A 19,264-nucleotide genomic window follows, 5' to 3' on the forward strand; every position below is an offset into this window, starting at 1 on the left:
ATGGATAGATAAGTACTACAGACCCGGCCACTGCCGCCGTCAAAGATCCTTATAAATTAAGGTATTAGCGGCACGCCTCTGCACCGGCGGCGGAGCCTGCCAAAAATCGAGGCGTTTGTCTAGATAGTGCCAAAACCAGATCAGCGTGATAGTTTCGAGCTACAGGGTCTCGAACCAGGCCAGTGTCGGGGCGCCACCAACAGGCGTATCGGGCAATGCAGAAAGCTGGGTGAGATCGATGTAACAGGCTGTCGAAGTGCGACACAGGATGGGGCATTATGGCAACACAGATTCCAATCGTTGGGGCGTGGTTTCAAGACCTGGTGGAAGACCAGATGTTCGAGGTTGTGGCCGTCGATGAACAGGCCGGCACTGTCGAAGTGCAATATCTCGGCGGTGAAGTCAGTGAATTTGATCTGGAGGCCTGGTCGCAACTGGCGTTGACCACCGCAGAGGCGCCGGAGGATGCCGGCGCCGGCTATGAACTCAGTCGCGAAGACGACTGGCACAACGACCAGGCCATAGTGCCGGAAAGCTGGTCCAGTCCCCTCGCCTCGATCGAACCGGAGAGTTTTACCGGGTTTGATGATTTCTAAGGTTCACCGCCACTACCGTTCGCGATGAACGGCGAATGCCGTACAACCTCAACCGCTCGGCATTGCGCTCCCAGGCGATACCCTGCCCCTCTATCGGCGCCGGCAGACGCCCTTTATACACCAGGGCGGCGCCTGCCGCCGGCAACTCGACACGAAACAGCGCCGCCTCATCGTGACCCGTCAGGTACAGGCTGCCATCGGGTCCCCAACCGCCACCGGAGTTGCTGTAGGGTGAGAACCGGGTAACCAGTTCCGGTGGCAATACCCAGGCTGCCTGCCGCCGCCACTGCCCGTCAAATTTCACCAGTTGCGTCCACTCGGGCCCCCTGCCCGGCGTCCCACCTCGCGTACCGTAGTTGGCGAAAACCACCCACCAGTGCCCCCGGTGAAAATCCACCCAGGTGGCCGATCCCAGATAAATACCAAAGCTGTGCGTGCCGATATGCTCGAGCGTCTCGGTATCCCAGATTTCAATGGTGCTTGTCATCGGCTGTCGGGGATAGTTGGAGTGGGCGCTGTATAACCGACCCTCGATAACCACACCACTGTTGAGATGCTGGATCGGCCCCGCTTTCTCACCCCGCCACTGTCGCAACCGCTTGCCGGTCAGCTTGTCATATTTGCCGATAGCCCGGTTGTCGATCACATAGACGGCACTGTCATCCACGGCCACCGCCTGGCGCGCCTCCTCGGCAACAAACTGGGTGAGCGGCTCCACAGACTTGTCCGCCGCAGCTACCGAAACCGATAAACAGACAAACAGCAAAAGTGCGCCTGCAGGCAATACTGAACCCGTCACATCGTACTCCAACAATCTAGATTAACCGCGCCATACTACCGATCTCTGTTGTAAATAATATTACAAAAGGGCTATCCTACTTGACTTTGAAAGCCTGTAAACCTCGTCCCGACAGCTCCACCCAAGTCTGCCGGGAAACCTATAGTGCTGCGGTAACACCCAGGACCGACACGGTATGACCCGAGCCAAGACACTTATTTCTGAATCGATCAACGGCCTTTGGGCAGAGCTGAGCACTACCGACCGCAAAGTGGGTCGGGTGCTGCTGGGCAATTACCCCATGGCGGGGCTGCAGACTCTGGCAGCGGTCTCGGAACAGGCCGGCGTCAGTTCGCCGACCGTGATGCGATTTGTGAAAAAGCTCGGTTTTGCCGGCTACCCCGAATTTCAAAAAGCCCTGCACCTGGAAATTGCCGACCTCCTCGACAACAAGTTTTCCCCCGGCGCACCGGCCGCATCTGTGCGCCACCTTCCCGGCCGCATTACCGGGCTCTGCACACACCTGGTGGATGATATACAGCGCGGCTTCTCGCGACTGCAAGAAGCTGAGTTGGTGGGAGCGGCACGAATGCTCGCCGACTTGTCAAACGAGGTATCCCTTATCGGCGGCAGAGTCTCTACCCCCCTGGCCCACGGCATGTACCGGCGCCTAATGCTGCTGCGCCCGGGGTGCACACCGCTCAGCGCCGATCCGCTGGAACGCACCGAAAAGCTGATGACCACCGGCAGGCGCGATACCCTGGTGGTTTTCGATCCATCGCCCTATGATTCGGACCTGGGCGCCTTCACGCGTCTGGCGGCCGAACGCGGCGCCCAGATCATTCTGTTTAGCGATGGCGAAACGCCGCCCGTCGCCAGACAGGCGAAGTTCGTATTCTCAACGCCGGCGCCATCGGCAGATTACGCCGCTACCGTGGCAATCACCTGCCTGATCGAAGCCCTGCTTGCTGAAACCCAACGATTAATTGGCCGATCCGCCGACCAGCGCCTGCGCGAGTTGCGGCAGATCTACACCTAAAACCCCGCTCGCGATCGTCTCTGTCCGGCACTCCTCTCGCGCCTCAACCCCTGTCTGCCCACCCGGTGCTTTGTTCAACCGGCAATTTGTCCCTCTGTTGCTTTGCCTCTCTATCACTCCACACGCCCGTCGCGGGCGCTGTCCGGCTCGCACTTTACCCGCCAGCCCGCCCTGAGGGGCACTGACACACCACGGTAACTTTCCAACCGTACCCTTGCGGCTGAGTTTTTTTACGTGATGCTGTAATTTTTATTACTGGGGAGACAAAAATGAAGACTGAGAAATTTAAAAAACAGTGCAATACCAACCTGTCAATAGCGATCTGCAGACCTGGCACATCTGCGGCACTCTGCGCCCTGGTATTGAGCCTGCCCGCCCCAGATGTCTGGTCACAGACGGACGACCGCGTAGATGAGGAGATCCTGGTCACCGGCACCCGGCTGTCCCAGCGGCGCGCTATCGAGGCTAAACGCCTGGCCGACGGCATCGTGGATGCCGTTTCCGCCGACGACATCGGCAAACTGCCCGACAAAAATGCCGCCGAAGCGGTGGACCGGCTGCCCGGCGTCTCCATCAGCATCGACCAGGGCGAGGGGCGGTTCGTATCGATTCGCGGAATCAGCCCCGCGCTCAACAACCTCACCATCAATGGTGTAACCACAGGTTCGCCGGAAGCTGACGATGGCGGCCGCCTGGCGCCGCTGGATGTCATCGGCGGCGACTTTCTAAAAGCGATCGAGGTGGTGAAGGCACAAACCCCGGATATGGACGCCCAGGGCGTAGGCGGCACGATCAATGTGGTGACCGCAGGCCCCTTCGACCAGGAAGAGGTCCTGTTCGGCACCTTTACCGGGCAATTCGGCTATGAAGACCTATCGAAGGACAGCCCCTATGCCGCCAAGTTTACCCTCGGTGGCCTCGACAGCTCACGCACTTGGGGATGGTTGCTCGGTGCGTCCTACTCCTACCGGGACTTCGAGTCCCGCGGGGTATTTCAGGACGACTGGCGCGAGGAGACCCTCGACGGGGTCAGCGCACGCCTGCCGGAAAACGCCAAGAACAATTTCTATACCCTGGAGCGCATCCGCACCGGCGTCAACGCCCAAGTGGAGTGGCGCCCCACCGACGCCGATCGCTACTACGCGCGCGCCTTTTTCAGCCGCTTTGAAGAGGAGGAGGTGCGCCAGCGCTACGAGCACTTCTTCAATCGCGATATCACGGCCCTGACCCCCACCGGCGGCACCTCCGGCACTAACAATCGCCGCGAACAGGACGCCCGCTACGAGGAGAAAGATAAAGAGTTTTTCAATATCGCCATCGGCGGGGAGAATGCCATCGGTGAGACCTGGCTGCTCGACTACGTAGCGCAGTACAACCAAAACCGGCAAACAGAGCCAAACCGTCGCTGGGAATTTCGCGGCGACGGCTACGGCCCGGACACCTGGCGCCTGAACAGTCGCGGCTTCGCGCTGATTCAATCGGGGCCGACGGACGTACTGGACCCCGCGCGGCTGCGCTTTCGCCGGGTGTTACTCCAGGACAATGAGACTGAGGAAGACGCGCTGATTCTGGGGCTCAACGCACGCCGTCAACTGCCCGCCTTCGGCGACGCCGGCCAGCTTAAATTCGGCGTAAAATACACCGCCACCGATCGCACCAATGACGCCGCCAATACCCGCTATAACCTGGGCGACAACGACTGGTTCCTGTCTGACTTTGGTCACTTCGGCGGAGTGCTGGTGAATGATATCGACGGCGTCGACTTCCCCAACCTGGCGGTAGATATCGGTGCCGCCACGGCGTTTCTAAACGCCAACCGCAACAACACCGCGTTTTTCGAACTCGATGACGAAGACACGTTCGAAAACGAATTCGAAAACGACTACGATATCACCGAGGACATCAGTGCTGTTTATCTGATGGGTGAATGGGCCTGGGGTGAGCACGAGGTTATCGCCGGCCTGCGCCTGGAGCACACGGAGGTGGACTCGAAAGGCTTACAACGGGATGCAGACAATCTCACCGCGATTCCCATCTCCCAAAGCGGCAACTACACTAACCTGTTGCCGGCCGTCATCTACCGGGTCAATCTGGAGGACGACCTGGTGTTGCGCGCCGCCTGGACCAACACCCTGGGTCGCCCGGACTTCAATCAAATCGCCCCCATCTCCTCACTCAGTCGCGAGGGCAGCGAGGGCGCTTTGTTTATCGGCAACCCGGACCTGGAAGCCCGGGAGTCGGCTAATTTCGATTTGTCACTCGAGTACTACTTCGCGCAAGATGCGCTTTTATCTCTCGCCGTTTTCTACAAAGATATTGACAACTTTATCGTTGAGCGCAGCGAACAGCGACGGGACTTCACCTTCAACGGCGAGCTGTTCGACGAATTTACCGTTACCACCCTGGAAAACGCCACCGCGGCAGAACTTGAGGGGGTGGAGCTGAGTTACCAGCAACAGTTCGATTTCCTGCCCTCGCCCTGGAGCGGCTTCGGTGTAGCACTGTCTTTCGCGTGGATTGATTCTGAGATCGAAATCGAAGGCCGCGATGATAAACTGCCGTTGATTCAGCAGCCCGACTGGACCCGCAGCTATACCCTTTTCTACCAGGCCCACGGCTTTGAGGCGTCGCTATCGCTGGATGAATCCGACGCGTTCCTGGCCGACATTCTGGATTCGCGGGAGGAGGACCTGCAACATGGGGAATACGGGCGCCTGGATTTCAAGGCGAGCTATGCGGTTGACGATCGCTACTCGGTGTTTTTCGAATGGCAGAATATCAACGACGAGCCCAACACCGAGTTTCAGGGTTTGCGGGAACGGCAGAACACCGGCTATGAAGTGTACGGTCAGACTTTTTATCTGGGGTTAACAGTCAATTTCTGATATCACCCTGGACAGGGGATTTGGCGGGCTTCTCTTTGCAATACCCTGCTAGTGCTTCGACCAGAAAATGTTTTTATTTCGGCGGCACTTAGGTCTCGATCAGGGGGGGGCGCCTAGCCTATAGCCCTTCGGGACCTTCGCCAGCAGGGATGCTGGCGCAGAGCCCACAGGAATGTATTTATCGGGGGGGGGGCTAGCCCGTGTCCCAAAGGGCTAGGCCCGGATCGAGACCGGCCGTTTACGGACACCAAAACCCATTGCAGGTGAAAAGATTGGCTGGTCAGAGTACTAGAATCATTCAGGCTAGCAACGACATCGATTGCGCAGCCTGATTTTTCAACGAACCTGTTTAATCAGCAGTATGCTAAAACATAATTCTTTTGATTCTATCCTTAGAAATGGCAGCAACGTACTCAAAACGAACGACGGCTTCGGCGATGTCGCCTGCGATCTGACGCTGCGCCGCAGCGGCACCGTCAGCACGGGTGACGGCAGCATCGATTGAACACTCCCGGCTTTGTCAAGGCGGTCAATCGTATTAACTGGTGTGGTGGGTTTTCTCCCAATATCATCGGCTGCGCACCGGCGCCCGGCAACGGCATACTGGTGGTGCGGTTCACCTCCAGCCTGGAGGGCATTCTCTGGGCACACGAGCACGGGCATACCCGCGGCCTGCGGCATCGCAACAGTTCAACCGCCGTCATGGCACCGAGCATCGCCAATACTCGCAACGTGCCGTCCCAAGTGCCCGCGTCCCTGCAGAATACCTTTGGGGTCACTTAACTCCGCACCACGGATAAACCCCAGATTGGCGTGATCCTTACCGCCATATAGATAGACAACCGGCTCCCCTTGCGGGTCTAAAAATATGGGCGCGCCCCATTTCATACCTTCTGTGACCTGTGGCAGCGTTGGTTGAACCAGTGCTCGCAGTGCCGCCAGCGTGGTGCGCACCGCCGGATTTCGGGCGGCGATATAACTGTCCATTGTCTGTGCGGCTTTGCCATGCGTGTCTCGCTTCCTACCTGTTTCGGTACACCGCTATAGTAGGGTTACCAACTGGTGGCAACTTGACCTGCGTCAATACCCCGCCCTCAATTTCTATCAACATAAGCCTTAAAATCCGCAGCGGGAGAATACAATGGACCGGCAACTGCGCGACCAAATCACATCGATTATCACTGATGTAAACGATATGACAATTGCCACAGTCCGGGAGGATGGCTTTCCACAAGCGACAACGGTCAGTTATCTCAGTGAAGGTCTCACCGTCTATTTTATAACACCGGCAAATAGCCAGAAGGCGCAAAACATCGCGAAAAACAACAAGGTTTCCCTGACCATTAACCGCGAATACAAAAGCTGGAACGATATCGAGTCACTATCCATGGGCGCCCTGGCGGTCGCCGTTGATGATCCGGCTGAACGCGAAAAAATTGGAACCCTACTGATGGAAAAGTTCCCGCAGGCAGTGGAGTATGAAATGGGTGATAACCTCGATCTCGTTTTCTTTCGGGTAGAGCCCAAGGTGATTTCACTACTCGATTACAGGAAGGGCTTTGGCCATACGGAGCTGGTCAGCTTGTAGCGGCCTCCTGATTATCCGTTCATCCTGCCGGCGGAAATAAAACGCGATTGATTTTGGCGTCAAGTGTAATGCGATGTCTTTTGGGGTATCGCTACGATCGCGACACGGGTATACCATTGGGGTAACAACCCGAAACAGCGCCGTCCTGCCCGTTTTCGGAAGGAGTGGGGGCGGGAAATTCCTGTCGTACATCCACCAGGCGATCCCTCTCTAGCAATTGATCACCCTAATTTGGCAGAAAGAAGGCGCGACTTTCTGCGGTAACTACTTGATTCATTGTATTTTTCAGTTCAATGTGGACAAATCTGCCCCAAGGCCTGAGCCCTCCCCCTCACCCAGTACTTGCACTGATCGATTTACTGTATATAATCCCAGCTACTGTATAAAAAAACAGAGGCAACCCCATGAGCAAGCTTACTGCACGTCAGGAAGAGGTATTGCAGTTGATCAAAAGCAATATCGAGGACACCGGCTACCCCCCCACTCGCGCCGAAATCGCCAGGGAACTGGGCTTTCGCTCCGCCAATGCCGCCGAGGAACACCTGAAAGCCCTGGCGCGCAAAGGGGCGATCGAAATGATCGCCGGGGCCTCCAGGGGCATTCGGCTGCCGGAGCAGTACCACGGCCTGCCTCTCGTCGGACGGGTAGCAGCGGGTAACCCGATTTTGGCGGAGGAGAATATCGAGGACTACTGTGATATTCCCAGCAACTTCTTTCATCCCAGCGCCGACTACCTGCTGCGGGTAAAAGGCATGAGTATGAAAGACGCCGGTATTCTCGACGGCGATCTGCTGGCCGTGCACAAAACCAACCAGGCGCGCAACGGGCAGATCGTGGTGGCCCGTATCGGCGAAGAGGTCACCGTCAAGCGCTTCAAGCGCGAACGCAATCGTCATCAAGTACAACTCCTGCCGGAAAACCAGGATTTCGACGTGATCGAGGTCGATTTGCGCGACCAGGATTTCAATATCGAGGGTTTGAGTGTCGGTGTCTTGCGCCAGGGCGTCTGATACTCCCGACTGATTTGGAGTGAATTCCCATGCGTTATGGAGCAACTGCAACCGCCACCGCTTATCAGCAGCCGCGGCGGCCCCAGCCCGCGCCAACCCCCAGCGGCGTCACCGAAGTGGTCCTGTCCGGCGAGAGTCCGGCACAATTACAGCTGATACTGCCGATGCTCGCCCATATGAGCCATCTCGACGATTACCGCTGGATTACCTGGATCGGCGACCACCGGCTCGACCGGCGTCAGCTCGACGCTTATGGCGTCGACAGTCGCAAACTCAGGCTGGTTTACCCGCCTCGAGCGGAAGACGTGCTCTGGATCACCTGGGATGCCCTGGCGGCCGGCAACAGCCACACTGTTATTGCCAGTCCCGGTAAAATCAGCGAGGCCCACTTTCGCAGACTGGATGAGGCAGCCGAGCGCGGCGATGCCAGAGGGATCATGCTGCGGTTGCGGTAAGGACTGCAATGGTTGGCACAGTACTGACTGATGCGACGGCAAATGTAGATCGGGTCCCCGCCGGAACGGAATAAAATACGCCGCCACCGGGGCTCGTCGAGGAGCAGACAAGGGGCAGAGAGAAAATATTGGGGTAATAAAAAAGCGCTATAAGACTACTGAGGCGTCACAACGTCAGTGGATGGTCTGCGTATCACTGTCACTATCAACTTCAAATTCAATCGTCGATTCGTCGCGCTCGGCCATTTCACTGGCCGCTTCCAGACCGGCCTCGATCATGGCCTTGGCGACTTCAAACTTGGATTCACGAAGAAAATAAAGAGATTCCTGAGAGAAACGTATACAGACTACCGGCTCGCCTTCTTCCCCGGCGCGCTGTAACGCGATATCGCCGTTGGGCAACTCGATGATTTCAAACAAAGAAGACGGCATATAAACTCCACGCAGAGGTCCGACAATACGCTATGCGGGACCTTTTCGATACCTCTGGCGCGGTATTTTACCATTGAATGCCTGCGGGCGACAGCGCCTTGGACGACGACTGAAAGCGGGGATCTGAAGACGTCAATATTCCGCCATTCCCTGACGCTGGCGCTCTAACAATTCTTTCATCGCTGCCAGGCAGTGACGCAATTGCGCTACTTCGGGTGGGGCCCGATCTAAATTTACTGACGCAATGGTCTTTATTGCACCGGTCGTCACCGCAGGCGATGATTCACTCCCAGGTATCAGCTCGCGCTGCCAGCGGGTTAAATCGGCAAGCCAGGAGCCCTCGGTCGCGGCCAGCGTCTGTAGCTCATGTGCCTCCGCAGCGGCCAGGGAAGCCCTGTCCAGTTGCACAAGCAGGCCCTCCAGCGTCGGTACCGGTTCCCTGATGCGGTAGTTGCCGGCAATCTCGTGCCAATACAACTGGAGCGCCAGCCACAGTTGCAACACGGCTGCATTGAGCGCCGCCTCGATGTGCAGCCCCTGGTCCGGCGGCGTTGCAGCGGCACGGTCGACGGCATCCAGTTGCACTTTGACATAGGCCAGCGCGCGGTTTACCCGCGGCAGATAGGGATTTGACATAGGTTCGCTACCTCCGACCCCGGTGCCTGACGCCAGCACAGCGCCCCGGCTTCAAGCATTCAGCCGGATTTTTTACGGGTGGATTTTTTCGTCTCGCTAACCACCCACTTGCCGTTTTGGTAAAATGCCTTCCAGCCGGTGGCCTTGCCGTCAACTTCCGACTGTACGTACTGTTCCTTGGTCTTGCGGCTGAAGCGAATCAGTGTCGGCACACCGTTGTCATCCTCGGTGGGCGCGGAAAACAGATACTCGTATTTGGGATCGATCTCTTTGCGATGCGGCAAGATTTCGGCCACCAGCGGTGCACGGGTCTCCCGGTTTTTAGGGAACTGACTGGCAGCCAGAAACAACCCCGAGGCGCCGTCTCGCAGCACATAGTGATCTTCAACTTTCTGGCACTCTAATTCCGGCATCGCCACCGGGTCCATTTTCGGTGGTGCCGCCTCGCCGTTTTTCAGCAACTTGCGGGTGTTCTTACAGTCCTCCCCGGTGCAGCCAAAATATTTACCGAAGCGACCCGACTTCAACTGCATCTCGCTGCCGCATTTGTCGCACTCGATCACCGGCCCGTCATAACCTTTCAGCTTGAAGGTGCCCTGCTCCACCTCAAACCCGGGACAATCCGGATTGTTGCCGCAGATATGCAGCTTGCGTGTCTCATCCACCAGGTAACTGTCCATCGCCGTGTGACACAGCTTGCAGCGCCGCTTAGCACGCAGTTGTTTAGACTCCGCCTCATCGTCTTCCTCGACGTTCACGACCTCGTCACCCGAGACCAGGTTCATGGTATTTTTACAGCGCTCTTTCGGCGGCAGGGCGTAACCGGAGCAGCCCAAAAACACACCGGTACTGCCGGTGCGAATTTGCATATGCCGGCCGCAGTTGCTGCAAACAATATCGGTATCGGTGGGCTCGTTGGAGCGCATACCGCCCTGCGCGGCCTGCGCCTGGGTCAGCTTTTGGGTAAAGCCCTGGTAGAACTCATCGAGCAATTGCCGCCAGCTCGTATGCCCGTCGGCGACCTGGTCGAGCGATTCTTCCATATTGGCGGTAAAGCTATAGTCCATCAGGTCGCTGAAACTCTCCACCAGCCTCTCAGTGACGATGTCGCCCATCTTTTTGGCAAAGAAACGCCGGTTTTCCAAATGTACGTAGCCGCGGTCCTGGATCGTCGAAATAATAGAGGCATAGGTCGAGGGCCGCCCTATGCCCTGCTTTTCCAACTCTTTCACCAGGCTGGCTTCACTGTAGCGGGCCGGCGGCTTGGTAAAATGCTGGGTCGGATCGAGTTTCAATAGCGACAGCACATCGCCGACCTTCAGTTCCGGCAGCACAACGTCCTCGTCTTTTTTCGCCACCGGCGGCTGCACCTTCATGTAGCCGTCAAAGCGGATCACCCGCCCCCGGGTGCGCAATTCAAACTCGCCGGCGGCGATCACGATCGAGGTGCTGGTAAATTCCGCCGGCGTCATCTGGCAGGCGACAAACTGCTGCCAGATCAACGCATAGAGGCGCTCTGCATCGCGCTCCATGCTTTTCAGTTGAGTCGGTTTAACGGCTACGTCAGACGGGCGAATAGCCTCGTGGGCCTCCTGGGCGCCCTCTTTATTGGAGTAGCCGTTCGGTTGTGCCGGCACATAACGCTTGCCGTAGTTGTCGAGAATGTAATCGCGACAGGTATCCACCGCCTCGCGGCTCAAGTTGGTGGAATCGGTGCGCATGTAAGTGATATAGCCGGCTTCATAAAGTCGCTGGGCCAGCATCATGGTCTTTTTGACACTGAAACTGAGGCGGGTACTGGCCGCCTGTTGCAGAGTCGAGGTAATAAAAGGCGCAGAGGGTTTGGACTGGGTCGGCTTGTCCTCGCGCTTGGCCACCTCGTAACGGGCATCGGTGAGCGCTTTGACCGCCGCCATGGCCTGGGCTTCATTGACCGGTTTAAACGCCTTGCCGGCCTGCTTCTTGACCTCCACACGGAGCTTATCGCCGGCCGCTGTTTTCAGGTCCGCAAACAGGTCCCAGTATTCCTCCGGTATAAACGCGCGAATCTCGCGCTCGCGCTCCACCACCAGCCGTACCGCCACCGACTGCACGCGGCCGGCGGATAAACCTCGCGCCACCTTCTCCCACAGCAGCGGCGAGACCATATAACCCACCACCCGATCGAGAAAACGCCGCGCCTGTTGCGCATCGACCCGGTTGTGGTCGATCGGGCCCGGATTTTTGAACGCCTCCTGAATGGCGCCCTTGGTAATCTCGTTGAACACGACACGGCGGTAACGATTCTCATCGCCGCCGATGGCTTCGCGCAGATGCCAGGCGATCGCCTCGCCCTCGCGGTCCAAATCCGTCGCCAGGTAAATCGCTTCGGCATCGGCGGCCAGCTTGCGCAATTCGTCCACGACTTTTTCTTTGCCGGGCAGAATCTGGTACTGCGCCTGCCAACCATCCTCCGGATTGATGCCCATGCGGTTGATCAGTTGTTCACGCGCTTTGCGCTGCTTGTGAGCGGCCTTTTCATCCGGCGACAACTTGCGGGTAATGGCCGCCTGCCGCGCTCTCTCCTTGGCGTCGACCGGTTTTTTGGCACCACCGCTGGTAGGCAAATCCCTGATATGCCCGACACTGGACTTGACGACGTAGTCTTTACCCAGATATTTGTTAATGGTTTTAGCCTTGGCCGGCGACTCAACAATCACTAAGGATTTGCCCATACTTCCTTCTGAAAACCTCTGCAATAACCTGTGGGTAACACTATCGATAATTCAAAAAAGCCTTAAAAGCAAATCCGTTTTACACTTTACCGTCGCTTATCCTGTGGCGGCTGAGGCCGCCTGATCGTCCATCGGGTCAGTACCCCGCGGAGCGCATATATAAGTCTGTTTCGATCGAGGGTCAAGTAATAACCGCCGATTATTTCGACTGGTAGACATTGCCGAACCCCCGTGAATCGGCTCTCGGTGAATTCCATGACGACCCCATAGCACGATCTAAAAAACCCTCTATCCCTTTGATTTTCATACACTTACACAGTAGCGCCAAGCGCCGCCACGGCGCCGATTGGATTCCTGCCGCCGGGGGATATTCGATAAATAGGATTAGCACTATATTCAGAAAATACAAAACAACGGCACACCCCAAACCCAGTGTCACGCTGTCTTCAAAAATCATGTTGACTGTTTTTTGTGCTGACAATTTCGCTTTCGGATCTGCGTCAGCGCAGTCAACCACTGATAAAGACACGCCAATCCCGAGTTCGAAGACGGACAGCAGTCAGCCAAGGGGACGAGCCGCAGCCCACAAACAGACAAGGAATTCAAGGCGGGCTGTTTCCGCGGTGCGGGAGTTCACTCACCTGCAACAAAAGATCACACAACCGGTCCACCGACTGTTCACTACCCTCCTCCGCCCAAAACACATAGACACCCTGGGGGCCCCTTCCCAGAGCAATCACGTCAGCGGGCAGACGTTCGAGCGTCTCGCGCAGACCATCCCAACAGCAGGGGGCGGCCCGCTGGTCTCCCTGCCAGTCCCAGTGACCGCTGAAATGTATCTCGTGACTCAGACTGCGCCTGACCAGTAACCATGGCGGTGGCGGTTTAGTGCCGGCCTCGGCATCCGTTGCGGGCAGAATGTAAACCGGCAGAAGTTGTCGCGCATCCGGCGACTTCGCCCCCTCGGGAACAGCTTGCAGCCGAACTCTGAGGCCCTTGCCGCCGGCGTAAGCGCGCAACCGGCTCTGGCGTCGTTGCAGGTTGGTGGGACGCATCAGCATCACCGGTCCCACCACCATCACCACCGCCAGGGCGACGATTATTACCGGTATCCACATGCAGTTGATCCCTGTCAATTGTTGTAGGTGTCCGTTTGGGGAATACTGCCCGAGGACACGCAGTGAGTTGGCTCCGCTGCATCGCCAGGCGACATTGGCCAACCGGGTTATTGACTCCATCGGGAGACGCGCTTGCAAGCGCACCGGTCCAGCCACTGTCAACGGACGCTAGGCAGGGTCCCAAATTCGGTTTAACATTACAAGATTGTGGCCACAAAAGGACAAAAAATATGGCGCATTACCAGCATATTATCGTGGGTGTCGATCTCTCCGAAGAGTCAGCGCAGGTACTGGATCGCGCGGTGAGTATGGCGGCGGCCTGCAATGCCCGCCTGAGCATTGCCCATATTATAGAGCCGCTGACGTTTGCCTACGGCGGCGATATTCCCATGGACCTCTCCGAGGTACAAGACCAACTGCAGGAACAGGCGACCGAACAACTCACTACCCTGGCCACAAAAGCTCAGATACCACCGGAGCGACAACATGTGGTGATCGGACAACCCGCCAGCGAAATCCACCACCTGGCAAAGTTACAGCATGCCGATTTAATCGTGGTCGGCAGTCACGGGCGCCAGGGCCTGGCGCTGTTGTTGGGTTCCACCGCCAACGGTGTTTTGCACGGCGCCAAATGCGATGTGCTGGCGGTGCGGGTGCGGGACTCCGACCCGGAGTAAGGACGACGGCACCGGCGGCCGGCGGCACCGCGCATCAGTCCGCACTGCTGCCGGCTTCCAACAATTCCCAGCGCTCGTAGAGCTGATTTAACGCCGCTTCCCCATCCGCCAACTGTTGCAGTGCCCGACTGGTTTCGGCGTGGGGCTGCTGGTAAAACGCCGGTGCGGCGATCGCCTCCTGCAAGCGCGACAACTCCTGTTCCAGTGTTTCTATCTGCGCCGGCAGGCGGTCGAGTTCGCGCTGGAGTTTGTAACTGAGTTTTTTGGCTTTTTTCGCGCCGCCCGCCGCCGGGTTCTCGGCACGAGGGTCCGACCGGCGCCGGCCACTGTCTTCCTCGCCGCTGTTCCAGCCGCCGCCCTGGCGCAGCCAGTCGTCGTACCCGCCCACGTACTGGCGCACCCGCCCCTCACCCTCAAAGGCAAAGGTACTGGTGACAACATTGTCCATAAAAGCGCGGTCGTGACTGACCAGCAGTACGGTCCCGTTGTAATTCGACAGCACCTCCTCCAACAGCTCCAGGGTTTCAACGTCGAGATCGTTGGTGGGCTCATCGAGCACCAGCAGGTTGCTGGGTTTGCTGAACAGTTTCGCCAGCAACACCCGATTGCGCTCGCCGCCCGACAGCGCCCGCACCGGTGTGCGCGCCCTTTCGCCGCTGAACAAAAAGTCGTTAAGATAACTGATGATGTGGCGCGTCTTGCCGTCGAGGGTAATCTGCTCGCGGCCCTCGGCCACATTGTCCGCCGCGCTCTTATCCAATGCCAGCTGTTCGCGCAATTGATCGAAATAGGCAACCTCGAGACCGCTGCCGCGACGCACTTGACCGGCCTGCGGTTGTAACTGCCCGAGCATCAGCTTCAGCAGGGTCGTCTTGCCGGCGCCGTTGGGTCCCACCAGGGCAATCCGATCGCCGCGCAATACCAGCGCGGAAAAATCTGCCACCACCGGCGCCCCCTGCCAGGCAAAACTGACGCCGCTCATTTCGACCACCAGCTTGCCCGACGCCTCGGCATCGCTGAGCCGCAACCTGGCGTTACCGACCTGCCCGCGCCGCTGGCGCAGGGTTTCACGCATCTTTTTCAGGGCTCGCACACGCCCTTCGTTACGCGTGCGCCGGGCCTTGATCCCCTGTCTGATCCAGGTCTCCTCCTGCGCCAGTCGCTTATCGAATAGCTGGTTGTGACGCTCCTCTTCGGCCAGTTGCCGGGCCCGGTAATCCAGAAAACTCCGGTAATCGCCGCGCCACAGGCGCAGGTGACCGCGGTCCAGTTCAGCGATATCCGTGGCCAGTGCCGCCAGCAGATTGCGATCGTGGGTGATAAATACCAGGGCTCCGGCAAAGTTTTGCAACTGCTGCTCAAGCCATTCGATAGCGGCGATATCGAGATGATTGGTGGGCTCGTCGAGCAGCAGCACATCCGGTTCCGCCACTAGAGTGCGGGCCAGGGCTACGCGCCGGCGCCAGCCGCCGGAAAGCTGCTCCATGGTGCGCTCAGCCGGCAGTGCCAGGCGGCTCAAAGTGGTCTCCACCCGCTGCTGCAGGGCCCAGCCGCCGGCATGATCCAGCGCCTGTTGCAACTCGCCCAGGCGGCGCAGCGATGCCGCGTCGGCCGCCCCCGCCAGATGCTGGTAGCGGGCCAGCAAGTCGCCGACCTCGGGGATACCGGCGGCCACGGCATCGTAGACCGAGGTCCCGTCCGCCGGCGGCAATGCCTGCTCAAGGCGCGCCACCCGCAGGCTGCCACTGCGGCGCAAGCTGCCGTCATCGAGTTCCAACTCGCCGTCAATTACCTTCAGCAGTGAGGTTTTACCGGCGCCGTTGCGCCCGAGGATACACAGCCGGCGACCTTTCTCGATATTCAGGTCAACGCCGTCAAGCAATACCTGCTCACCGTAATTTAAATGACCGTTTTCTATTGAAATCAATGACATAAAAAGATAACTTAACATCAGTTGTAATTGTTGAGAGGCGCGGAGGCAACGCCGGCGCAGGCGGATGATAAACCCAAAGCTGCGCCAGGTCACAACCGTCACTCGACCACTGGTCGATGCAATGGCAATCTGGACTAGTCGAGCGCGGCAAGCTGGCTAATAATGAACGCTGACCGGCCCGGTGAAATTAATCCGCCGCGATCCGGTCTCAACGATGAACCGTCGCGACACTGAATTCGGACAGCGGCTCAACTGGCCGACAAAACGGCCAGCCCCAGCCAAAGACAGCAAAGTGAAAAAACGGGCCGGAACCAAGCGAGTCGATAAGCGACCCATTAATATGCAGTCACTAGAAGTCAGGGCAAGTCATGACAGTGGTACGGTTAAAGAAACGGCGAAGAGACGGCTAACCGGTGATGCTCAGTAGTAACAGCAGGTTTCCCCCCTCATCCCCGGCACCTAGCGCGGTGTCGGCCGGTCATCACCAGCGAGCCCTGCACCCGTTACTGTGGTGCTGGCTGTGGCTCGGTCTCTCCTCGCTGGCTGTCGCCGACCCCGGCGCCACCACCACCGGCGCCGCGCTGCTCGCCACCGGCAACTACTTCGAGACAGAACAGCGCCAGCACTACCGGGCTGCCAAGGCGGCATTGCGCAGTGGCCACCTGCAAACCTATCGGCAGCACTATCGCAAGCTGGGTGACTACCCCCTCAAACCCTATCTCGAATACAGTGAACTGACCCGCCGCCTGCACCTGTTGCCCTACCTGGAGGTGGACCGCTTCCTGGACCGTTACGAACACAGTTATCTGGCCCGGCAGTTGCTCCGAAAATGGCTGGCGGTACTGGCAAAGCGCCAGCGCTGGCATGAGTTTCAGAGTTACTACAAACCCCGGCTGGGCAGTACTGAGCTGCGCTGCCAGTACTTGCAGGCGCGTCTCAACAACGGTGAAGAGGAGGCGCTGGACCAGGTGGCCGAACTCTGGAACGTAGGCAAATCGCAACCGGACGCCTGCACCCCGCTGTTCAACGCCTGGCTCAAGGCCGGCGGCCTGACACCGGCGGTGGCCTGGGAGCGCCACGGCAAGGCGCTGGACAACCGGCGCCGGGCCCTGGCCAAGTATATCTCCGGACTGATGGAGCCGGCGCAGCAGCGACTGGCACAACTCTATCAGGAGGTGGACCGCTACCCGCAACGCATCGGGCAGCGCCGGCGCTTTGCCGACCAGAGTGCCGAGATGCAGGAAATCATCCAGCACGGCATCCGCCGCTATGCCCGCCGCGATCCCCAGGCAGCGCTTTACCAGTGGCAACGCTACGATGCCCAGCAACTGTTCCCCGACACCGAGCGCAGCGCCACCCAGCAGTACCTCGCCACCCGGCTGGCCCGCGCCGGTCACCTGCAGGACGCCGAGCGACTGCTGTTGCAAAGTGGCAATATCACCAGTCTCGACCTGATCGAATGGCTGGCGCGGGACGCCCTGCACCAACAAGACTGGGACAAGGTCTACCGCTGGTTGCGGCAATTGCCCGCCGAGGTGCAACGCAGCGACCGCTGGATCTACTGGCGCGCCCGCGCTATGGAGGCCTTGGGGCTGGATGACCCGGCCTACCCGACACCGCGGCAAATCTACGCCAGCCTGGCGCTGAAACGGAGCTTTTACGGGTTCCTGTCCGCCGATACCCTGGGGCGCGACTACACGCTGGTCAACAGTCCTGTCGATCCCCCGCGGGAATTGATCAACGCTGTCGCCAACCTCCCCGGCATTAAGCGTGCACGGGAATTGTTCGAGCTGGGCGAAATCCACCATGCGCGCCTCGAGTGGTTGTTCGCCACCCGCAATCTCGATGCGCCGGCCCTGGTGGCCTCCGGCAAACTGGCCGAAACCTGGGGCTGGTACAACAAGGGCATTCAGGCCATGATCGCCGCCCGCCACTGGGATGACCTGCAAGTGCGCTTCCCGCTGGCTTACCGCGACCAGATGCAGGCGGCGGCCCGCCGCACTTCGATCGCACCGACCCTGCTGTTCGCCATCGCGCGCCAGGAGAGCGCCTTTGCCGCCGATGTCCGCTCGCCGGCCGGCGCCCTGGGCCTGATGCAGTTGATGCCCACCACCGCGCGCCAGACCGCGCGCCGTGCTGGGGTGCGTTACCGGGAGCGGGATCTGCTGAAGCCGGAACCCAATATCACTCTCGGCAGCAGCTACCTGAACCAACTGTTGGATCAGTTCGACGGCAATCGTATCCTGGCCGCCGCCGCTTATAACGCCGGGCCCCACCGGGTCAAGCAGTGGCTGGCGAAAAGCGATCGGCAGCTTCCCTACGATATCTGGATCGAGACCATCCCCTTCAAAGAAACCCGCCACTACGTGCAAAACGTACTGGCATTTTCAGTGATTTACGGTCACCGCCTGGGTAATGAAGCCCCCTTCATCACCCCGTCTGAAGCCAATCACCGCTTTTAATCGCCGCTTTTAATCACGGATAGGCCCGAAACCGCCAAACTGGGCGGCATCTCGGCATTTGCCTGCTATGCTTGTTGAATAAACAGTCAAACGGTTGGATGTAATATGGCCACCAATATCGTCGAAAGCGGTAACCCCACCCCAGCCCCAGGAATGTCGGCGACCCAGTCCCTGGAGCAGAACTGGTGTCACATACAGGAAACCATCACCATGCTGTACCTGGCGGTTTGTCAGATCGAGACGGCCGTGGTGGAGAGTGGCGACTCCATGGATCAACTCACCTTATCGTTTACCAAGCTGGCGCAGCATACCAAGGAGGTCAATCGACGCTTGCAGGAGGTTTCCGAACCGGACCAACTGGGCCAACTGAAACACTCTGTGAGTCTCAATGCCGAGGAAACCGATGGTCGGGTCAGCGAGGCGGTCACCGCATTTCAGTTCTATGACCGCATCAGCCAGCGGCTCGATCATGTGGCGCGCAGCCTGGAGCGGATGACGGAGATCATGGGTACGACGGATAAAATCCACGACCCCAAGGCCTGGGAGGAGATTCAGGCGGAGGTAAAATCCAGTTACTCGATGGAAGCCGAGCGCATTATGTTTGAGCATATTATGCAGGGCGCCAGTGTGAAGGAAGCGTTGGAAATCTACCGTCACCACTTCGATGCCGAGGATGTGGGGCGCGAGGATAACGGTGATGAAGTGGAATTGTTCTAGCCGGCGATTGTCCCGTTGAATGGGACGGCTCTTATTGTTTAAAGACCGTGCCGCCGGAGGTGGGGGCCCTGAGGAAGGGAGTGGCACCATTCTAAGGGGACGCAACTGAAGTTACGTCCCCGCACCGTGCCGCTGGGAGTGCGGGGTCGGGGTGCTTGAATTTTGACCAGGTCTTTTCTGGTTAAAATTCAAGCACCCCGACCCCTTCGAGGAGAACCACACCA

General features: G+C 58.5%; 18 protein-coding genes. 11 read left to right on the forward strand and 7 right to left on the reverse strand.

The features are described from left to right. Nucleotides 1-278 precede the first annotated feature (278 nt). Nucleotides 279-596 (forward strand): DUF6763 family protein, encoded by a 318-nt coding sequence (locus FKG94_RS09730; RefSeq protein WP_142904020.1) that lies wholly within the window; start codon nt 279-281, stop codon nt 594-596. On the opposite strand, the gene FKG94_RS09735 is transcribed toward FKG94_RS09730, so the two are convergent. Then, the gene (locus FKG94_RS09735; RefSeq protein ID WP_142904021.1) at nt 574-1,395 is read right to left on the reverse strand and encodes a hypothetical protein; all 822 of its coding nucleotides are present in this window, start codon (nt 1,393-1,395) and stop codon (nt 574-576) included. The two genes, FKG94_RS09730 and FKG94_RS09735, sit on opposite strands and share 23 nt — an antisense overlap. A 175-nt stretch (nt 1,396-1,570) precedes the next feature. Between FKG94_RS09735 and FKG94_RS09740 the strand changes: the two genes are divergently transcribed. The 4 genes from FKG94_RS09740 (at nt 1,571) to FKG94_RS28725 (ending at nt 6,081) form a co-directional block, all read left to right on the forward strand. Next, nucleotides 1,571-2,413 carry a MurR/RpiR family transcriptional regulator gene (locus FKG94_RS09740; protein ID WP_142904022.1) on the forward strand — a complete coding sequence of 281 codons (843 nt, stop codon included), beginning with the start codon at nt 1,571-1,573 and terminating at the stop codon, nt 2,411-2,413. Nucleotides 2,414-2,682: 269 nt separating this feature from the next. Next, a complete protein-coding gene (locus tag FKG94_RS09745) occupies nt 2,683-5,298 on the forward strand; it encodes a TonB-dependent receptor (protein ID WP_142904023.1) in 2,616 nt (871 codons plus the stop codon). 361 nt (nt 5,299-5,659) lie between these two features. Next, entirely contained in the window at nt 5,660-5,803 is a 144-nt protein-coding gene (locus FKG94_RS28720) for a hypothetical protein (RefSeq protein ID WP_179957571.1), read from the forward strand. Then, nucleotides 5,800-6,081, forward strand: coding sequence for a hypothetical protein (locus FKG94_RS28725; protein WP_179957550.1), 282 nt, complete (start codon nt 5,800-5,802; stop codon nt 6,079-6,081). Before FKG94_RS28720 ends, FKG94_RS28725 begins: the two co-directional genes overlap by 4 nt. Here FKG94_RS28725 and FKG94_RS29505 read toward each other — a convergent pair. Then, nucleotides 5,989-6,285, reverse strand: coding sequence for a DUF1801 domain-containing protein (locus FKG94_RS29505; protein WP_142904024.1), 297 nt, complete (start codon nt 6,283-6,285; stop codon nt 5,989-5,991). The genes FKG94_RS28725 and FKG94_RS29505 overlap by 93 nt on opposite strands. A 154-nt stretch (nt 6,286-6,439) precedes the next feature. Between FKG94_RS29505 and FKG94_RS09755 the strand changes: the two genes are divergently transcribed. The 3 genes from FKG94_RS09755 (at nt 6,440) to FKG94_RS09765 (ending at nt 8,351) form a co-directional block, all read left to right on the forward strand. Then, nucleotides 6,440-6,886, forward strand: a complete 447-nt coding sequence (locus FKG94_RS09755; RefSeq protein ID WP_142904025.1) for a pyridoxamine 5'-phosphate oxidase family protein — start codon at nt 6,440-6,442, stop codon at nt 6,884-6,886. A gap of 404 nt (nt 6,887-7,290) precedes the next feature. After that, nucleotides 7,291-7,896, forward strand: a complete 606-nt coding sequence (gene lexA, locus FKG94_RS09760; protein ID WP_142904026.1) for a transcriptional repressor LexA — start codon at nt 7,291-7,293, stop codon at nt 7,894-7,896. Between the two features lie 29 nt (nt 7,897-7,925). Beyond that, entirely contained in the window at nt 7,926-8,351 is a 426-nt protein-coding gene (locus FKG94_RS09765) for a cell division inhibitor SulA (protein ID WP_142904027.1), read from the forward strand. A 174-nt stretch (nt 8,352-8,525) separates the two neighbouring features. Here the strand turns inward: FKG94_RS09765 and FKG94_RS09770 are convergent, their stop codons facing one another. From FKG94_RS09770 to FKG94_RS09785, 4 genes are all read right to left on the reverse strand, one after another. After that, the gene (locus FKG94_RS09770) at nt 8,526-8,783 is read right to left on the reverse strand and encodes a hypothetical protein (RefSeq protein WP_142904028.1); all 258 of its coding nucleotides are present in this window, start codon (nt 8,781-8,783) and stop codon (nt 8,526-8,528) included. Nucleotides 8,784-8,915: 132 nt separating this feature from the next. Then, nucleotides 8,916-9,419 carry a DUF6586 family protein gene (locus FKG94_RS09775; RefSeq protein ID WP_142904029.1) on the reverse strand — a complete coding sequence of 168 codons (504 nt, stop codon included), beginning with the start codon at nt 9,417-9,419 and terminating at the stop codon, nt 8,916-8,918. Nucleotides 9,420-9,478: 59 nt separating this feature from the next. After that, nucleotides 9,479-12,133: a type I DNA topoisomerase gene (topA, locus tag FKG94_RS09780; RefSeq protein ID WP_142904030.1), complete on the reverse strand. Its 2,655-nt coding sequence runs from the start codon at nt 12,131-12,133 to the stop codon at nt 9,479-9,481. A 602-nt stretch (nt 12,134-12,735) separates the two neighbouring features. Next, complete coding sequence (locus tag FKG94_RS09785; protein WP_142904031.1) at nt 12,736-13,251, reverse strand: hypothetical protein; 516 nt, start codon at nt 13,249-13,251, stop codon at nt 12,736-12,738. Between the two features lie 230 nt (nt 13,252-13,481). Between FKG94_RS09785 and FKG94_RS09790 the strand changes: the two genes are divergently transcribed. Further along, nucleotides 13,482-13,928 (forward strand): universal stress protein, encoded by a 447-nt coding sequence (locus tag FKG94_RS09790; RefSeq protein WP_142904032.1) that lies wholly within the window; start codon nt 13,482-13,484, stop codon nt 13,926-13,928. A 34-nt stretch (nt 13,929-13,962) separates the two neighbouring features. Here the strand turns inward: FKG94_RS09790 and FKG94_RS09795 are convergent, their stop codons facing one another. Next, nucleotides 13,963-15,861 (reverse strand): ATP-binding cassette domain-containing protein, encoded by a 1,899-nt coding sequence (locus FKG94_RS09795; RefSeq protein ID WP_142904033.1) that lies wholly within the window; start codon nt 15,859-15,861, stop codon nt 13,963-13,965. Between the two features lie 416 nt (nt 15,862-16,277). Here FKG94_RS09795 and FKG94_RS09800 point away from each other — a divergent pair, with 416 nt between their 5' ends. Together FKG94_RS09800 and FKG94_RS09805 are read left to right on the forward strand one after the other, a co-directional pair. Further along, complete coding sequence (locus tag FKG94_RS09800) at nt 16,278-18,323, forward strand: transglycosylase SLT domain-containing protein (RefSeq protein ID WP_142904120.1); 2,046 nt, start codon at nt 16,278-16,280, stop codon at nt 18,321-18,323. Between the two features lie 105 nt (nt 18,324-18,428). Then, nucleotides 18,429-19,040, forward strand: a complete 612-nt coding sequence (locus tag FKG94_RS09805) for a hypothetical protein (RefSeq protein ID WP_142904034.1) — start codon at nt 18,429-18,431, stop codon at nt 19,038-19,040. The last annotated feature ends 224 nt before the right edge of the window (nt 19,041-19,264 follow it).

Origin of the sequence: Exilibacterium tricleocarpae, from assembly GCF_007004655.1 — a bacterium.
Taxonomy (GTDB): domain Bacteria; phylum Pseudomonadota; class Gammaproteobacteria; order Pseudomonadales; family Cellvibrionaceae; genus Exilibacterium; species Exilibacterium tricleocarpae.